Here is a 16,932-nt window from a genome sequence, read left to right as displayed (position 1 = left end):
CAGCGGGACGCGCCCCGGCTGTGTTCGACTCTGTTCAGAAATGGTTGGTCGTGGTGGAGTTGTAGGGTGACCACCACAGGTCCAGGTAGGAGGAGAGCGACGTGAAACTGCTCGTCACCGGCGGCGCCGGCTTCATCGGGAGCGTGGTGACCCGGATGCTGCTCGACGCCGGGCACGACGTGGTGGTCCTGGACGACCTGTGCACCGGCCACCGGGAGGCGCTCGCGCCCGATGCCGTCCACGTCGAGGCCGGCATCCACGACGCGGCCCGGGTGCTCACCCCGCAGGCGGGATTCGACGGCGTGCTGCACTTCGCCGCCCTGATCGCCGCCGGTGAGTCGATGACCGCCCCGGAGAAGTACTGGCACACCAACACCGTCGGGTCGCTGGCGCTGATCGACGCCGTGCGCGCCGCCGGCGTACCCCGGATGGTCTTCTCCTCCACCGCCGCCGTCTACGGCAACCCGACCGAGCTGCCCATTCCGGAGACCGCCGTCAAGGCCCCCACCAACACGTACGGCGCGACCAAGCTCGCCGTCGACATGGCGCTCACCTCCGAGGCGATCGGGCACGGCCTGGCCGCCGTCTCGCTGCGCTACTTCAACGTCGCCGGGGCGTACCTCGACGGCGACACCGCCCTCGGCGAACGGCACGACCCGGAGACCCACCTCATCCCCATCGCGCTGGAGGTGGCCGCCGACCGGCGGGAGAAGCTGCAACTCTTCGGCGACGACTACCCCACCGCCGACGGCACCTGCGTCCGCGACTACATCCACGTCGCCGACCTGGCCCGCGCCCACCTGCTCGCCCTCGACGCGGCCACCCCGGGACGGCACCGCATCTACAACCTCGGCAACGGCAACGGCTTCACCAACCGGCAGGTCGTCGAGGTGGTCCGCGAGGTCACCGGCCACCCGGTGCCGGTGGAGGTGGCACCGCGCCGCGAGGGCGACCCGGCCGAACTGGTCGCCTCCTCCGCGCTGGCCCGCGCCGAGCTGGGCTGGGAGCCACGCAAGCCGACCCTGCACGACATGGTCACCGACGCCTGGGCCTTCTACCGCGCGCACGTGCTGGAACGGCCGTGACCGACGTCGCCGCCCGCGCCGAGGCCGGCTTCCGGCAGGTGTACGCCGAGCCACCCGCCGGCCGCTGGGCGGCTCCCGGCCGGGTCAACCTGATCGGCGAGCACACCGACTACAACGACGGCTTCGTGTTGCCGTTCGCGCTGCCGCTGCGCACCGTCGTCGCCGCGGCGCCCCGGCCCACCGAGGACTGGACGGTCTGGTCCGAACTGACCGGTGAGACGGTCGACTTCGGCCTCGACGAGGTGACCGCCCCCGGCCGGGTCACCGGCTGGGCGGCGTACGTGGCCGGGGTGGTGTGGGCGCTGCGCGAGGCCGGCCATCCCGTCCCCGGCGCCCGGCTGGCCGTCGCCTCCGACGTGCCGCTCGGCGCCGGTCTGTCCTCCTCGGCCGCGCTGGAGGCCGCCGTGCTCACCGCGCTGGTCGACCTCGGCGGGCTGGACCTGCCCGCCGCGCACCAGCCCCGGCTGGCGCAGCGCGCCGAGAACCACTACGTGGGTGCGCCCACCGGCATCATGGACCAGTCGGCCGCGATCCGCTGCCGGGCCGGCCACGCCCTCTTCCTCGACTGCCGCACCGAGCAGGTGGACCACATCCCGTTCGACCTGGACCACGACGGCCTGGCGATCCTGGTGATCGACAGCCGCGCCCCGCACCGGCACGCCGACGGCGAGTACGCGTCCCGCCGCGCCACCTGCGAGAAGGCCGCGCACCTGCTCGGTGTGCCGGCCCTGCGGGACGTACCCGCCGACGCCCTCGACGACGCGCTGGCCCGGCTGCCCGACGACGAGACCCGCCGCCGGACCCGGCACGTGGTCACCGAGAACCAGCGGGTACGCGACAGCGTCGCCCTGCTGCGGGCCGGGAAGATCCGGCAGATCGGTCCCCTGCTCACCGCCTCGCACGCCTCCATGCGCGACGACTTCGCCATCACCGTCGGAGAGGTCGACACCGCCGTCGACACGGCGCTCGCCGCCGGGGCGCTCGGTGCGCGGATGACCGGCGGCGGCTTCGGCGGCTGCGTGCTGGCCCTGGTCGAGGCGGACCGGGCCGTCGAGGTGGGCGACGCCGTCGGCGCGGCCTACGCCGCCCGTGGCTACGCCACCCCCACCAGGTTCACCGTGCTCCCGTCCGCCGGCGCAACCCGCCTCGCCTGACCCGCCGCCTCGCCCGACCCGCCCCGCCCGCCCTGACCCGCAGACCCCGCGCAGCCGCCCGCAGCTCCGCAGGCGTCTCGCAGGCCCAGGGCGTCTCGCAGGCCCAGGGCGTCTCGCAGGCCCAGGGGTCTCACAAGGCCGAGGGGCGGAGATCCTGGTGGCGGCGTTGGATCGGCTCGGTGTGGGTGCGTCCGCGCGGGAACGGGGGCGGGATGTCCCACATTGTGCAGGGCGTCTCGCACGCCCGAGATGTCTCGCAGGCCCGGGGTGTCTGACCGGTCGGGGGTGTCTCGCAGGCCCGGGGTGTCTCGCACGCCCGGGGTGTCTCGCACGCCGCCTGTCGAGCTGATGGCGTAAACGCATCAGCTCGACACGCCGGCACCCCCCATCACCCCGACGAGCTGACCCGACTCGCTCCCCGCCCTCGCTCTCGCCGCATCGGTCCCACTCGCGGCGCATCCCGCTCCATGATCACGCTCGATCCTGGATGAAGTGGTCTCGTGGCGCGACGAGACCACTCGATCCCGGATCGAGCATGACCTTGCGACGAGTCGCCGCACCTTGGGTCATCGGGGGAGGGTGACGAGGGTGGCCCGGGGAAGGGGGACGAGGGTGGCCAGGGTGCGCCGTGGGGGCTGGGGCCGGCCGGCCGGACGTGTGCTCAGGCGGTCTCCACGATCATGGCGGCGCCGACGGTGCGGTTGGTGGTCTCGTCGATGATGACGAAACCACCGGTGGTCCGGTTGCGGCGGTACTCGTCGGCAAGCAGCGGGACGGTGGTCCGCAGCCGTACCCGGCCGATCTCGTTGAGCCGCAACTCGGTCGCCGTCTCGTCGCGGTGCAGCGAGTTGATGTCCAGGCGGTAGTGCAGGCCACGCACGATCGCCCGCGCCGACCGGGTGGTGTGCTTGATGGCGTACTTGCCGCCGACCTGCAACGGACGGCTCTCGTCCATCCAGCAGACCATCGCCTCGATGTCCTGCGCGACCGCCGGGGCGTTGTTCGGGCGGCAGATCATGTCGCCCCGCGAGATGTCGATCTCGTCGGTCAGCCGTACCGTCACCGACATCGGGGGGAACGCCTCCGCGACCGGCCCGTCGGCGGTCTCCACCGACGCGATCCGGCTGGTGAAGCCGGACGGCAGCACCATCACCTCGTCGCCCGGCTTGAGCACGCCCGAGGCGACCTGACCGGCGTAGCCGCGATAGTCGGTGACCACCCTCGATTGCGGCCGGATCACGTACTGCACCGGGAACCGGACGTCGACCAGGTTCCGGTCGCTGGCGATGTGCACCCGCTCCAGGTGGTGCAGCAGCGCCGGGCCCTCGTACCAGGGCATGCTCTCCGAGCGGGTGACGATGTTGTCGCCCCTCAGCGCGGAGATCGGCACCACGGTCAGGTCCGGCACGTCCAGCTTCGCCGCGAACGCGGTGAACTCGTCGGCGATCCGCTCGAAGACGTCCTGCGAGTAGTCCACCAGGTCCATCTTGTTGACGCAGAGGACCAGGTGCGGCACCCGCAGCAGCGAGCAGAGGAAGGCGTGGCGGCGGGACTGCTCGACCAGGCCCTTGCGGGCGTCCACCAGGATCAGCGCCAGGTCGGCGGTCGACGCCCCGGTGACCATGTTCCGGGTGTACTGGATGTGCCCCGGAGTGTCGGCGATGATGAACTTGCGCCGGGGCGTGGCGAAGTACCGGTACGCCACGTCGATGGTGATGCCCTGCTCCCGCTCGGCGCGCAGGCCGTCGGTGAGCAGCGCCAGGTTCGTGTACTCGTCGCCCCGGGCCGCGCTGACCGCCTCCACCGCGGCCAACTGGTCGGTGAACAGCGACTTCGTGTCGTACAGCAGCCGGCCGATCAGGGTCGACTTGCCGTCGTCGACACTGCCGGCGGTGGCGAAGCGCAGCAGGTCCATCGGTCGGCCTTCCGACCCGACGGCCCGGCCCTCGGCGTCGCCCGGCGCGAGCGTCTCGGTGGTCATCAGAAGTAGCCCTCCCGCTTGCGGTCCTCCATCGCGGCCTCGCTGACCCGGTCGTCACCCCGGGTCGCCCCGCGCTCGGTGATCCGGGTCGCGGCGACCTCCTCGATGACCTTCTCGACGGTGTCCGCGTCCGAACTCACCGCCGCGGTGCAGGAGGCGTCGCCGACGGTGCGGTAGCGCACCTGGGCCTTGAACCGCTCCTCCCCCGCCCGCGCGGGCAGGAACTCGTTGACCGCGTAGAGCATCCCGTCGCGCTCGACCACCTCGCGCTCGTGCGCGTAGTAGATCGACGGCAGCTCGATCCGCTCCCGGGCGATGTAGTGCCACACGTCCAACTCGGTCCAGTTGGAGAGCGGGAACACCCGGATCGACTCACCCGGGTGGTGCCGGCCGTTGTAGAGCGACCACAGCTCGGGCCGCTGGTTCTTCGGGTCCCACTGGCCGAACTCGTCGCGGAAGCTGAACACCCGCTCCTTGGCGCGGGCCTTCTCCTCGTCCCGCCGGGCCCCGCCGAAGAGGGCGTCGAAACGGTGCTTCTCCACCGCTTCGAGCAGCACCGGCGTCTGGATGCGGTTGCGCATCCCGTCCGCCGACTCGCGGACCAACCCGCTGGCCAGTGCCTCCGGCACGCTGGCCACCACGAGTTGCAGGTTCAGCTCGGCGACCCGCCGGTCCCGGTAGTCCAGCACCTCGGGGAAGTTGTGGCCGGTGTCGACGTGCATCACCGGAAAGGGAATCTGGGCCGGAGCGAACGCCTTCTGCGCCAGGCGCAGCATCACGATCGAATCCTTGCCACCGGAGAACAGCAGGACCGGCCGCTCCATCTCGGCGACCACCTCGCGCATCACGAAGATGCTCTCCGCCTCCAGCGCGTCGAGATGCGTCACCTGGTAGGCAGCGGTGGCGGTCATGACACCGGCTCGATTCGCTCGGTCATCCGATTTCCAGACCTTTCCGGTCGGGGATGTCAGAAAGTAGCGCCAGGCTACCCGCAATGCCGGTGCAACGCTGCAAGTAACCGGCTGGCGAGATCCGCACGGCACACCAGTAGGTCAGGCAGACGCGGGTCGGCCTCGTTGTATTTCAGCGCAGAACCGTCGATCCGGGAAGCATGCAGTCCGGTGGCCGTCGCCACAGCCACCGGCGCCGCCGAGTCCCACTCGTACTGGCCCCCGGCGTGGATATAGGCGTCCACCTCGCCGGTGACCACCGCGGCGATCTTCGCGCCGGCCGATCCCATCGGCACCAACTCCGCCCCGACCTCCTCGGCGAGGTCGGTCAGGAACACCGGCGGCCGACTCCGGCTGGCCGCCAGACGCAGCCGCCGGTGCGCACCTCCGGCCCCCTCCGCCGGGTACGCCGGCGGCGCGTCCGTGGCCAGCACCTGCTGCTGTGCCGGTAATCCGACAGCACCCGCCACCAGACCGTGCGACGTCGACGCGTCCCGCGCCCAGAGCGCCACGTGCACCGCCCAGTCCGCGCGCCCCTCCTCGCTGAACTCGCGGGTACCGTCCAGCGGGTCGATGATCCACACCCGCTCGGCGGTCAGCCGGGAGAGCGACGCCTCGTTCACCTCGGCCGTCCACGCCAGCCGGGAACCCTCGTCCTCCTCGGAGAGCACCGCGTCATCCGGACGCCACTTCGCCAGCTCGGTCCGGATCAGGTCGTGCGAGACCTTGTCCCCCGCCGCCTTCAAGGCACCGGCGTCGGCGAACCCCGTCTCCGCCCGCAGACGCAGCAACGCCTGACCGGCGCGGCCCGCCAACCACCGCGCGAACGCCCCGTCGGCCATGGGTGGACTGCTCATGCTCTGGGCTCCCGTCGTCACAGCCGCACCTCACGCACCGTGGTAGAGGTTCTGCGTCGGTTCGACGCCTCGGATGACCACGGATTCCACCACGTCCGCCGCCCGATCCACCAGGAAGTCCAACTCCTTGCGCTCCGCCGCGCCGAAATCCGACAGCACGTAGTCCGCCGGATCCTGCCGCCCCGGCGGCCGCCCGATGCCGAACCGCACCCGCACGTAGTCCTTGGTGCCCAGCGACTTCGACATCGAGCGCAGACCGTTGTGCCCGCCCTCGCCGCCACCGCACTTCACCCGCACCTGGCCGTACGCGATGTCCAGCTCGTCGTGCACCGCGATCACCTGACCCGGCGGCACCTTGTGGAACTGGGCCAGACCGGCCACCGGCCCACCCGAGAGGTTCATGTACGTCAACGGCTTGACCAGCACCAACTTCGGGCCACCCAGCCCAAGGCGCCCCTCGGCGACCTCCGCCACCGCCCGCTTGTGCCGACCGAACCTGCTGCCCAGCCGACCCGCCAACAGATCCGCGACCAGGAAACCGACGTTGTGCCGGTTGCCCGCGTACTCCCGGCCCGGGTTGCCCAGACCGACCACCAGCCAGGGCCCGGTCTCCTCCGTCACCGCCCGCCCCTTCCCTCGTCCCGGCGGACCGCCACCCGGCGGCCGTCCCCGATACGTCGACAGGCGCCCCCGGAGCACGGGGACGCCTGTCGCACAGCCTGCGGACCGATCAGGCCTCGGTCTTGGCCTCGGCGGTCTCCTCGCCGGCCGACTCGCCAGCCTCGGCGGTCTCCTCGCCGGCACCGGCCTCGGCCTCGGCGTCCGCCGCCTCGACCTCGGGCAGCGTCGCCTCCAGCTGCTCCGCGGTCGGCGCCGCGGTGACCGTGGCAACCGTCATCTCCGGGTCGGCGGCCAGCTCGACGCCCGACGGAAGCTGCACGTCGGCGGCGGTGACCTGGGAACCCGCCTCGGCGCCCTCGATCGACGCCTCCAGGTGATCCGGCACCTTGGTGGCGTCGGCGGTCACCGAGAGGGTGTCGTGGTCGTGCACGATCAGCGTGTCCCGCGCCGCCTCACCGGTCAGCTGCACCGGCACGTCCACGGTGACCTTCTCGCCCCGACGCACCAGCAGCAGGTCGACGTGCTCGAAGGTGTCCCTGATCGGGTCCCGCTGGATCGCCTTCGGCAGCGCCAGCGCCTGCGTGCCGTCGCTGATGTCCAGGGCCAGGAGCTGGTTGGCGCCACCGTTACGGATGGCAGCCGCGAACTCGCGGGCCGGGAGCGCGATGTGCTTGGGCTTCTCGCCATGGCCGTACAGCACGGCGGGCACCTTGCCGGCCCGGCGGGTACGACGGGCACCACCCTTGCCGAACTCGGTGCGGGGCTCGGCGCTGATCTTTACCTCGGACACGGGGAAACTCCTGATGCTTCGCTACGGCAGCTTGTTGTCTGGCGGTGCTGGGCGGGGGGCTCGCAAGGGCTCAAGCGTCAGAACGACTGCCCGGAGCACCGCGTCGATCACGGTGCCTCCGTGCGGCGCTTTTCAGCGGCCCGCAGGGCACCCTCGCCGTGGCAACCGCACCAGTCTACCCGAGCGGATTCCCGGAGTTACGGCAGTCCCCGCCGCACCCCGCCGGGCCCCTCGTCAGCGCTGCGAGCAGCGGACACCACACCCTCGGACGGGCCGGCCCGAACGACCGACCCGCCCGCACCGACGTCAGCTCAGACCACCGAACAGGGTGGTCACCGACCCGTCGTCGAACACCTCACGGATCGCCCGGGCCAACAGCGGCGCGATGGAGAGCACGGTAAGCTTGTCGAGCTGCTTCTCCGGCGGCAACGGCAGCGTGTTGGTCACCACGACCTCGCTGATCGGGCTGTTCTTCAACCGCTCGGTCGCCGGGTCGGAGAGCAGCGCGTGGGTGGACGCCACGATCACATCCGCCGCGCCGGACTCCTTGAGGATGTCCGCCGCCTTGCAGATCGTGCCGCCCGTGTCGATCATGTCGTCGACGATCAGGCAGACCCGACCCTCGACCTCACCGACCACCCGGTTCGCCACCACCTGGTTCGGCTTCATCGGGTCCCGCGTCTTGTGGATGAACGCCAGCGGGCAGCCGCCCAACCGGTCGGTCCACCGCTCGGCCACCCGCACCCGACCCGAGTCCGGCGCGACCACGGTCATCGGCCGGCCCGCGTACTTGCGCTCCACGTACTCGGCCAGGATGTCCATCGCGAACAGGTGATCCACCGGGCCGTCGAAGAAGCCCTGGATCTGCGCCGTGTGCAGGTCCACGGTGAGGATCCGGTTCGCCCCCGCCGTCTTCAACAGGTCGGCGATCAGCCGCGCCGAGATCGGCTCCCGCCCCCGGTGCTTCTTGTCCTGCCGCGCATACGGATAGAACGGCAGCACGACAGTGATCCGCTTCGCCGACCCGCGCTTCAACGCGTCGACCATGATCAGGGTCTCCATGACCCACGTGTTCACCCCGTGCGTGACGGACTGCACCACGAAGGCGTCCGACCCACGCACCGAGTCCTTGAACCGTACGAAGATCTCGCCGTTGGCGAACTCGTACGCGTCGGCCGGCGTCGGCGCGACGCCGAGCACCTCACCGATCTCCCTGGCCAGCTCCGGAAACCCACGTCCGGAAAAGAGCATCAGGCTCTTGCGGTTTTCGGCGACGATGCTGCCCATGGGCCCGTCTGCTCCCGTTTTGGTCGGTGGTACCCGGCCACGGTGGTGGTCGACCGGGGACTATTCGGTTGCAGTATCTCCCGCCTCCGGCGCACCGCCCACCGACTCGGCGGCGCCGTGGATTGCCTCACCTTCACTTGCGGGCGGGGTCACACCCGGAGCACCCTGCAAGGCCCGTTCGGCAGCCGCCGCCGACGCCGTACCCGGCCGCCGACGGGTCACCCAGTCCTCCACGTTGCGCTGCGGTGCCCGCGTCACACCCAACGCACCGGGCGGTACGTCCTTGCTGATCGCGCTGCCCGCCGCCACGTACGCACCGGCGCCCACCTCGACCGGGGCGATGAGGCTGGTGTCGCAGCCCACGAAGGCCGCCTCGCCGACCACCGTGTGGTGCTTGTTCACCCCGTCGTAGTTGACGAAGATCGTCGCCGCACCGATGTTGGCCCGCGCCCCGATCGTCGCGTCACCCACGTACGACAGGTGCGGCACCTTGGCACCCGCCCCCACCTCGGAGTTCTTCACCTCGACGAACGTGCCCACCTTCGACTTCTCGGCCAACCGAGCCGCCGGCCGCAGGTACGCGTACGGCCCCACGCTCGCGCCCGCGCCCACCTCGGCACCGACCGCGTGGCTGCGCAGCACCGTCGCACCCGGCCCGACCACCGTGTCGATCAGCGTCACGTCCGGCCCGACCACCGCGCCCGCGCCCACCACCGAGCCGCCGCGCAACTGGGTGTTCTGGTCCACCACCGCGTCCCGGTCCAGGGCCACCGTCACGTCGATCCACGTCGTCTCCGGGTCCAGCAGACTCACCCCGGTACGCATCCAGCGCTCGTTGACCCGGTCCCGCAGCAGCCGCCGCAACCCCGCCAGCTCCACCCGGTCGTTGCAGCCGAGCGTCTCGGCGTGGTCGCCGGCCAGGTGCACGCCCACCGGCTCGCCGGCCGACACCAGCAGCTTGAAGACGTCGGTGAGGTACTCCTCACCCTGGTCGTTGTCGGTGGAGAGCTTGCCGAGCACGTCCCGCAGCCGCACCGCGTCGAAGGCGTAGATGCCGGCGTTGATCTCCCGGACGGCGAGCTGCGCCGGGGTGGCGTCGCGCTGCTCGACGATCTGCTCCAACCGGCCGTCGGCGTCGCGCACGATCCGCCCCAGGCCGGTGGGGTCCGGCACCTCGGCGGCCAGCACGGTCGCCGCCGCACGCTCGCCCTCGTGCGCCGCGACCAGCCCGGCCACCGTCTCGGGCCGCAGCAGCGGCACGTCGCCGTTGAGCACCACCACCGTGCCGGACGCCTCCGGTGCGGCCTCCAGCGCGATCCGGACCGCGTGCCCGGTGCCCAACTGCTCGGCCTGCAGGACCGGGACCGCTCCCGGCGCGGCCTCGGCCAGATGTGCCCGGACCTGGTCCGCGCCGTGCCCGACCACCACCATCGTCCGCTCCGCCGCCAGCGGCTGCGCCGCGTTGAGGACGTGCCCGAGCAGCGTCCGGCCGAGCAACGGGTGCAACACCTTGGGCAACGCGGACTTCATCCGCTTGCCCTCCCCGGCGGCAAGGACGACGACGGTACGGGGGTGGGGCTCGGACACGAGGTGGCTCCCGTCGGAACGCGGACAGTCTCGCGGCCATGCTAACCAGGCATCAGCCACGGATCAGGCGAAGCTCCCGGGAGAGGACTCGAACCCCTACAATCAGGACCAAAACCTGACGTCCTGCCATTAGACGACCCGGGACGGTCTAAAACGGACAAAGCTTCTGCTAGCCGGACTCCTACACTTTAGCGCCCCGCGTCGCCGACGCCATCGCTCACACCCTTCATGATCCCTTCGATCTTCCAATACAACCGACGGGACCGCGGCACTTCGACACTCAGGCAGCCCCGATAGGTCTCCCCGGTGTTGAGTCGGACCGTCGCGGGACGGTGCCGCTTGAGCGTGGTGGGCTGGAACGACTCGGGGGACACGCCCACCTGCTCTGCCCACCACCTGACCGCCTGCGCGGCGTCGGCGGTCTCGTGGATCGAGACGCGGTACCGCAACGCCTCCCGCCGCTCGCCCAGCGCCTCCACGAAGCGTACGAACAGGGCGACCAACGCCGGGTCGCTGTTGACGAAACGCACCCGACAGTCGTTCGGGCGCCAAGGCTTGGCCTTGGTGCCCTCGGCCCAGTACAGCGCCGCGCCGACCAACACCAACTCGCGATATCGCAGGCTCTTGACCCACCCGGCGGCCGCCTCGACGGTGGCCGCACGCGCCGCATCACGCTCCTGTCGATACTCCCCCCACTGAGCGTCGGTCATGACCTTGGAGTGGGCGCGCCGACGCTCCCGCACATCGTCCGGATCGCGCGGCAAGGGAAGGTGCCGAACCCACAGATAGGCCGTCGAGCGACTCACCCCCAACCGCCGCGCGATCTCCGGCACCGAGTGGCCGGCGGACCGCAACACCAGCGCCTGGGCACGCAACTCGTCCTTGGCACGGGAACGTCGGACGCCAGAATCGGTCATGGGGTGCAGGTTAGGACCGGGGTGTGACACTTCGGGCATCGTCAAGCGTCGCTGCCTGATGTGATCTTTCGACGCCGTAAGTTACGGTGACGTAGGCGTAGTTTGCTGTCTCACCGTCCCCTGCGAGGTGCCATGTCCAGCGCTGTTCTCGACTCCCACCCGACCGGCCCGAAGCCTCTCACCGAGGGCACCCAGTCGCGCGGCATCCTGGTCGCGCTCTGGGCGTTCGTGGTGATTCCGTTCGCGGCGCTGGTCGCCGCCGTGCCGGTTGCCTGGGGCGGCTGGCTGAGCTGGGTCGACGTGGGCATCGCGGCGTTCTGGTACGTGCTGGCCGGCCTGGGCATCACGGTCGGCTACCACCGCTACTTCACCCACGGGTCGTTCAAGGCCAAGCGGTGGTTGCGCGTCGCACTGGCGGTCTCCGGTTCGCTCGCCGTGCAGGGCGACATCATCCAGTGGGTCGCCGACCACCGGCGTCACCACGCCTTCTCCGACCTGGAGGGGGACCCGCACTCGCCGTGGCGGTTCGGGACGACGCTGCGCGGACTGACCAAGGGGCTGTTCCACGCGCACGTCGGCTGGCTGTTCGGTCGTGAGCTGTCCAACCGGGAGCGCTTCGCGCCGGACCTGCTCGCCGACCGGGACATCCGCCGGACGAGCGCACTGTTCCCCCTGCTTGCGGCCGCCTCGGTGTTGGGTCCGGCGCTGATGGGCGGGCTGCTGACCTGGAGTTGGCAGGGCGCGCTGACCGCGCTGTTCTGGGCGGGCCTGGTCCGCATCTCCCTGCTGCACCACGTCACCTGGTCGATCAACTCGGTGTGCCACGTCTACGGCGAGCGGCCGTTCATGATGCGGCAGGGTGACCGGGCCGCCAACTTCTGGCCGCTGGCCCTGGTGTCGTTCGGGGAGAGCTGGCACAACCTGCACCACGCCGATCCGACGAGCGCCCGGCACGGGGTGCTGCGTGGCCAGATCGACATCTCGGCCCGGGTGATCTGGCTGTTCGAAAAGGTGGGGGCCGCGTGGGACGTCCGCTGGCCGAAGCCGGAGCGGCTCGCGGCGAAGATGGCGAAGCCGGCGGAGCCCGGGGCGGCCTGACGGTGACCGGACCACCGACAGTCAAGTTACCTGGCAGTATGTTCGGGTGACCGGGCAGAGCGAAGGCAGGATCCCACGACAGGGCGTCACCGAGCGCCGGCGAGGTGACGAGGTGGCCGAGGTCTCCAGCGACGAGAGCGGCAAGCGCCGTCGGCGCGCGGTGCCGGCCACGTCGACGAAGGCGCCTTCCCGGGTACGCATGTCGGCGGCGCAGCGCCGTGAGCAGTTGATCGCGATCGGTCGGCAGATCTTCGCCGAGCGCGGTTTCGACGCCACCTCCATCGAGGAGGTGGCGTCCCGCGCCAAGGTCTCCAAGCCGGTGGTGTACGAGCACTTCGGCGGCAAGGAGGGGCTGTACGCGGTGGTGGTGGACCGGGAGGTCCGCTCGCTGCTGGACCGGATCACCACCGCGTTGACGGCGGGCGATCCTCGGGAACTGCTGGAGCAGGCGGCGTTGGCCCTGCTCGGGTACATCGAGGAGGAGACCAGCGGTTTCCGGGTGCTGGTGCGGGAGTCACCGGTGCTCTCCGCGACGGGCAACTTCAGCAGCGTGATGAACGACGTCGCGCACCAGGTGGAGCACATCCTGGGCGCGGAGTTCTCCAGCCGGGGGTACGACGCGAAGCTGGCCGAGTTGTACGCGCAGGCGCTGGTCGGGATGGTGGCGTTGACCGGTCGGTGGTGGCTGGAGGTGCGCAAGCCGCGTAAGGAGACGGTGGCGGCGCACCTGGTGAACCTGTCCTGGAACGGGTTGTCGCACCTGGAGGCGAAGCCGGGGCTGATCACGACGCGCGTCCGCTGAGGTCCGCCCGTAGGCGGTGCCGGTCAGTGGCCGTGCCGGTCAGCGTCGGCGGTGGATCTCGGCGACCGGGTGGTAGCGAAGGTTGCGTTCGGCCTCGGCGTGCTCGGGCGGGCCGACCTTGTCGTACAGGCCGGTGCCGAGCAGGATCAGGCCGAAGAGCATCGAGACGACCACGGTCGACATGGAGAAGTTCAGGAAGTTGGCCTCGGTCTGGAGCACCGACATCATCAGGATGCTGGTGACCAGGAAGACGGTTCCCGCAGTCAGGTTCATGTAGTGGCCGAGGTTGCCGCGCCGGGACGCGCCGACGATGAGCACGATCCCGAAGACGATGGAGACCAGCGAAAAGGCCAGGTTGGTGCGGAGCCCGAGGGCCCAGTTGCCGCCTCGGGCGAACAGTGGCTCACCCCAGGTGAGCGCGGTGCCCCAGACGCCGAAGACCAGGATGTAGAGCCCGATCAGGCCGGACAGCACCCGGTAGATCGGCCGCGCCGGGTGGTTGATCGGAAAGTGCGGCATCGGTCCTCCACCAACAGGGAACAATCAGGACAATTGTCCCCCACGGAGAAGCCGACCAAGGGCGGAACCTGCGGAGAATCAGCCTCGGGCGGACCGGGCCCCGACAGGTTCTCGCCGGAGCCCGACCCGCGCAGGGATCAAGCCTGACCGCCCGGAGCGGGTCGGGCTCCGGCGAGAACCCACCACCGCAACCGAAGGACCCAACCGGAAAGATCAGAGCACCAGCCGAGCCTTCTGCCACGCCTCGTGCTCGTCCTCGCTACCGACCTTGCCGTACATGCCGGCCATCAGCAGCACCAGGCTGAGCACCATCAGCACGACGATGCTGGACACGCTCATGTTGAAGACGTTGGCCTCGGTACGGATGAAGGCGAGCCCGCCGAGACTGACCACCATGATCAAGTACGCGGTCCACTGGTTGATCAGCACGTCGAGGTTGCGACCGATCACCGTGCCGAACAGGATGAGGCCGCCGACGACCAGGCAGAAGATCGAGAAGCCGAGGTTGGTGCCCTGCCCCAGGACCCGGGTGTCGCTCAGCCCGAAGGCCGGCTCACCGGCGCTGCCGACGAGTCCGAGCACACCGAAGACCACCAGGTACAGACCGGTCAGCCCGCCGATCGCCCGGTAGATCGGCCGCGCGGGGTGGTTGACGGGAGTGTGCGCCATGTCTGTGTCTCCAACGCCGTTGGGTGAGGGGTCGTCGGCGATTCTCCCGTACCCGGCCGTGTGACGCCGCACACGGGGTCCCCCGAGGGCCGCAGGTCGGGGCGGGCGGGTCGGCGGTCAGCCGGCGGGGATCTCCTCGGCCAGGGCGAGCCACGCCTCCTCGACCTGCTCCCGCTCCGTGCGGACCTGACCCAGTTGGGCGTCCAGCTCAGCGACCCTGGTGTAGTCGGTGGCGTTCGCGGCGAGCTGGTCGAGCAGCGCCGCCTCCTTCTGTTCCAGCTTGCCGACCTGTCGTTCCAGGCGGGTCAGCTCCTTGCGCGCCTGCCGGGCCTCGGCGGCGCTCATTCCCCCGCCGCCGTCGCCGGGCGCGGCGGCGGAGGGCGTGACGCTGCGCCCCGGGCCGGGCCGGTCGGCGGTACGCGCCAGGTACTCCTCGACGCCGCCGGGCAGGTGCACCAGCCGTCCGTCGCCGAACATGCCGTACGTGGAGTCGGCGACCCGTTCGATGAGGTAGCGGTCATGGCTGGCCACCACGATGGTGCCGGGCCAGGAGTCGAGCAGGTCCTCCAGCGCGGCGAGGGTGTCGGTGTCGAGGTCGTTGGTGGGCTCGTCGAACAGCAGCACGTTCGGTTCGGCGGCGAGCAGGCGGAGCATCTGGAGCCGCCGCCGTTCCCCGCCGGAGAGGTCACCGACCGGGGTCCAGAGCCGCCGGTCGTCGAAGCCGAACACCTCGGCGAGCTGCGCGGCGGAGATCTCCCGGTCGCCGAGGCGTACCCGTCGGGCGACCTCTTCGACGGCCTCCAGGACCCGCAGCTCGCTGGGGAGTTCGGCGAGTTCCTGGGAGAGGAAGGCGGGTCGTACCGTGGAGCCGGTGACCAGCCGCCCGCCGTCGGGGTGGGTGATGCCGGCGAGCATCCGCAGCAGGGTGGTCTTGCCGGCGCCGTTGGCGCCGAGGATCGCGACCCGGTCGCCGGGGCCGACCTGCCAGGTGGCGTCCGTCAGGATGGTCTTGGGACCGGCGTGCAGGCGGACGCCCTCCAGGTCGTACACCTGCTTGCCGAGCCGGGCGGTGGCCAGCCGTTGCAGCGACATGGTGTCGCGCGCCGGCGGCACGTCGGCGATGAGCGCGTTGGCGGCGTCGATGCGGAACTTCGGCTTCGAGGTCCGGGCGGGCGGGCCCCGGCGCAGCCAGGCGATCTCCTTGCGGAGCAGGTTCTGCCGCCGGGCCTCGGTGGCAGCGGCGATCCGATCGCGTTCGGCCCGGGCGAGGATCCAGGCGGCATAGCCGCCCTCGTAGGCCCGGACGGTCTGGTCGGCGACCTCCCAGGTCTGGGTGCAGACCGCGTCGAGGAACCAGCGGTCGTGGGTGACCACGACCAGGGTGCCCTTGCGGCCGAGCAGGTGGTGGGCCAGCCAGTCGACGCCGCCGACGTCGAGGTGGTTGGTGGGCTCGTCGAGGATCAGCAGGTCGGCGTCGCGGACCAGCAGTGCGGCCAGCGCCACCCGACGGCGCTCGCCGCCGGACATCGGCCCGACCGGGGCGTCGAGGCCCAGGTGCGGCATGCCGAGCCCGTCGAGAATGGCGCGTACGCCCGCGTCGCCGGCCCACTCGTGTTCGGCGCCCATGCTCTCGGCGAGCCACTCGGTGCCCAGGACGACGTCCCGGACGGTGGCCTCGGGGCTGAGGGTGAGGTTCTGCGGCAACCAGGCGACCCGCAGGTCACGGCGGTGGGTGACCCGCCCGTCGTCGGGTTCCTCGATCCGGGTGAGCAGCCGCAGCAGCGTCGACTTGCCGGCGCCGTTGAGCCCGACCACACCGATCCGGTCGGCGTCGTCCAGACCGAGCGAGACGTCGGTGAGCAGCGGCCCGGCGGCGCCGTAGCCCTTGGACACCCGGTCGAGGTTGACGATGTTGGCCACGAACCCACCTTTCATGATCAAGGCGTCCCGGTGCCGGCGGGCACCTGGGGACGCCTGGCCTTCCAGGGTACGCGGAACACCGTTACCCCTCGCCGCCCGCCCGACGGGGCCTGCCATCCGCACGGCCCGCCCTGCCTCGCCGCACCGACCCGCCGACGCACGTCCCTCCCCCGCGCGCCCGTGACCAGGTGCCGGCTCTCGCGCCGGAGCGCCAGGCCCCTCCCACTCCGCCGCGCTTGCCCTACCCCGGCGCGCCGGGACCCGACCTCCGGTCGACTGCCTGTCGAGCTGATCCGTCTGTGCTCTCGCCACCCGGCGTCGCCCGAACCACGAGATCATCCGGCCGGTTCAGCGCCGAACATCCAACGCGAACATCCAACGCGAACATCCAACGCGAACATCCAGCGCGAACATCCAGCGCGAACATCCAGCGCGAACATCCAGCGCGAACATCCAGCGCGAACATCCAGCGCGAACATCCAGCGCGAACATCCGGCGCGAACATCCGGCGCGAACATCCGGCGCGGACATCCGGCGCGGACATCCGGTCCGGCGCGGACATCCGGCGCGGACATGCGCCAGGACCTTGACGCGGGGACGGAGCGGCACAGGGGCGCAGGCTTTCGAGCGCGATTAGTTCCCGCCTCCAACTCGGCAGCGACCGCGATCGGCAACGGCCCGGCGCCACAACCCGA

16 protein-coding genes and 1 tRNA gene are annotated in these 16,932 nt (G+C 70.9%); 4 read left to right on the top strand and 13 right to left on the bottom strand.

Going from position 1 to position 16,932, the window contains the following annotated elements; genetic code table 11:
• The first annotated feature begins 101 nt into the window (after positions 1-101).
• Both galE and galK read left to right on the top strand, forming a co-directional pair.
• Positions 102-1,085 carry a UDP-glucose 4-epimerase GalE gene (gene galE / locus ACWDVW_RS06605; RefSeq protein WP_449945551.1) on the top strand — a complete coding sequence of 328 codons (984 nt, stop codon included), beginning with the start codon at positions 102-104 and terminating at the stop codon, positions 1,083-1,085.
• Entirely contained in the window at positions 1,082-2,239 is a 1,158-nt protein-coding gene (gene galK, locus ACWDVW_RS06600) for a galactokinase (protein ID WP_449945549.1), read from the top strand. Before galE ends, galK begins: the two co-directional genes overlap by 4 nt.
• Before the next feature lie 661 nt (positions 2,240-2,900).
• On the opposite strand, the gene ACWDVW_RS06595 is transcribed toward galK, so the two are convergent.
• The 9 genes from ACWDVW_RS06595 to ACWDVW_RS06555 all read right to left on the bottom strand — a co-directional run bounded on the left by ACWDVW_RS06595 (position 2,901) and on the right by ACWDVW_RS06555 (position 11,229).
• A complete protein-coding gene (locus tag ACWDVW_RS06595; RefSeq protein WP_449945548.1) occupies positions 2,901-4,220 on the bottom strand; it encodes a sulfate adenylyltransferase subunit 1 in 1,320 nt (439 codons plus the stop codon).
• Positions 4,220-5,131 carry a sulfate adenylyltransferase subunit CysD gene (gene cysD / locus ACWDVW_RS06590; RefSeq protein ID WP_350695852.1) on the bottom strand — a complete coding sequence of 304 codons (912 nt, stop codon included), beginning with the start codon at positions 5,129-5,131 and terminating at the stop codon, positions 4,220-4,222. The genes ACWDVW_RS06595 and cysD overlap by 1 nt, the downstream gene beginning before the upstream one ends.
• A 74-nt stretch (positions 5,132-5,205) precedes the next feature.
• Entirely contained in the window at positions 5,206-6,027 is an 822-nt protein-coding gene (locus ACWDVW_RS06585) for an inositol monophosphatase family protein (RefSeq protein WP_449945545.1), read from the bottom strand.
• A 30-nt stretch (positions 6,028-6,057) separates the two neighbouring features.
• The gene (gene pth / locus ACWDVW_RS06580; RefSeq protein WP_449945543.1) at positions 6,058-6,648 is read right to left on the bottom strand and encodes an aminoacyl-tRNA hydrolase; all 591 of its coding nucleotides are present in this window, start codon (positions 6,646-6,648) and stop codon (positions 6,058-6,060) included.
• A gap of 109 nt (positions 6,649-6,757) precedes the next feature.
• Positions 6,758-7,438: a 50S ribosomal protein L25/general stress protein Ctc gene (locus tag ACWDVW_RS06575; protein ID WP_449945542.1), complete on the bottom strand. Its 681-nt coding sequence runs from the start codon at positions 7,436-7,438 to the stop codon at positions 6,758-6,760.
• A 306-nt stretch (positions 7,439-7,744) separates the two neighbouring features.
• Positions 7,745-8,725, bottom strand: coding sequence for a ribose-phosphate diphosphokinase (locus ACWDVW_RS06570; protein ID WP_131051673.1), 981 nt, complete (start codon positions 8,723-8,725; stop codon positions 7,745-7,747).
• A 60-nt stretch (positions 8,726-8,785) separates the two neighbouring features.
• Entirely contained in the window at positions 8,786-10,312 is a 1,527-nt protein-coding gene (gene glmU / locus ACWDVW_RS06565; protein WP_449945540.1) for a bifunctional UDP-N-acetylglucosamine diphosphorylase/glucosamine-1-phosphate N-acetyltransferase GlmU, read from the bottom strand.
• Positions 10,313-10,385: 73 nt separating this feature from the next.
• A tRNA-Gln gene (locus ACWDVW_RS06560) sits at positions 10,386-10,456 on the bottom strand.
• A gap of 44 nt (positions 10,457-10,500) precedes the next feature.
• The gene (locus tag ACWDVW_RS06555) at positions 10,501-11,229 is read right to left on the bottom strand and encodes a helix-turn-helix domain-containing protein (protein WP_449945538.1); all 729 of its coding nucleotides are present in this window, start codon (positions 11,227-11,229) and stop codon (positions 10,501-10,503) included.
• A 132-nt stretch (positions 11,230-11,361) separates the two neighbouring features.
• Here ACWDVW_RS06555 and ACWDVW_RS06550 point away from each other — a divergent pair, with 132 nt between their 5' ends.
• Both ACWDVW_RS06550 and ACWDVW_RS06545 read left to right on the top strand, forming a co-directional pair.
• Positions 11,362-12,327, top strand: coding sequence for an acyl-CoA desaturase (locus ACWDVW_RS06550; RefSeq protein ID WP_449945536.1), 966 nt, complete (start codon positions 11,362-11,364; stop codon positions 12,325-12,327).
• 112 nt (positions 12,328-12,439) lie between these two features.
• Positions 12,440-13,129: a TetR family transcriptional regulator gene (locus ACWDVW_RS06545; protein WP_449945599.1), complete on the top strand. Its 690-nt coding sequence runs from the start codon at positions 12,440-12,442 to the stop codon at positions 13,127-13,129.
• 39 nt (positions 13,130-13,168) lie between these two features.
• Here ACWDVW_RS06545 and ACWDVW_RS06540 read toward each other — a convergent pair whose 3' ends face one another.
• The 4 genes from ACWDVW_RS06540 to ACWDVW_RS06525 all read right to left on the bottom strand — a co-directional run bounded on the left by ACWDVW_RS06540 (position 13,169) and on the right by ACWDVW_RS06525 (position 16,812).
• Positions 13,169-13,648 (bottom strand): DUF4383 domain-containing protein, encoded by a 480-nt coding sequence (locus ACWDVW_RS06540; protein ID WP_449945534.1) that lies wholly within the window; start codon positions 13,646-13,648, stop codon positions 13,169-13,171.
• A 213-nt stretch (positions 13,649-13,861) separates the two neighbouring features.
• Positions 13,862-14,317, bottom strand: coding sequence for a DUF4383 domain-containing protein (locus ACWDVW_RS06535; RefSeq protein ID WP_449945532.1), 456 nt, complete (start codon positions 14,315-14,317; stop codon positions 13,862-13,864).
• A gap of 117 nt (positions 14,318-14,434) precedes the next feature.
• A complete protein-coding gene (locus tag ACWDVW_RS06530) occupies positions 14,435-16,237 on the bottom strand; it encodes an ABC-F family ATP-binding cassette domain-containing protein (RefSeq protein WP_449945530.1) in 1,803 nt (600 codons plus the stop codon).
• A 335-nt stretch (positions 16,238-16,572) separates the two neighbouring features.
• Positions 16,573-16,812, bottom strand: coding sequence for a hypothetical protein (locus ACWDVW_RS06525; protein WP_449945528.1), 240 nt, complete (start codon positions 16,810-16,812; stop codon positions 16,573-16,575).
• Positions 16,813-16,932 lie beyond the last annotated feature (120 nt).

Source organism: Micromonospora sp. NPDC003241 (assembly GCF_053589795.1).
This window is presented reverse-complemented; position numbering and strand designations above follow the sequence as displayed.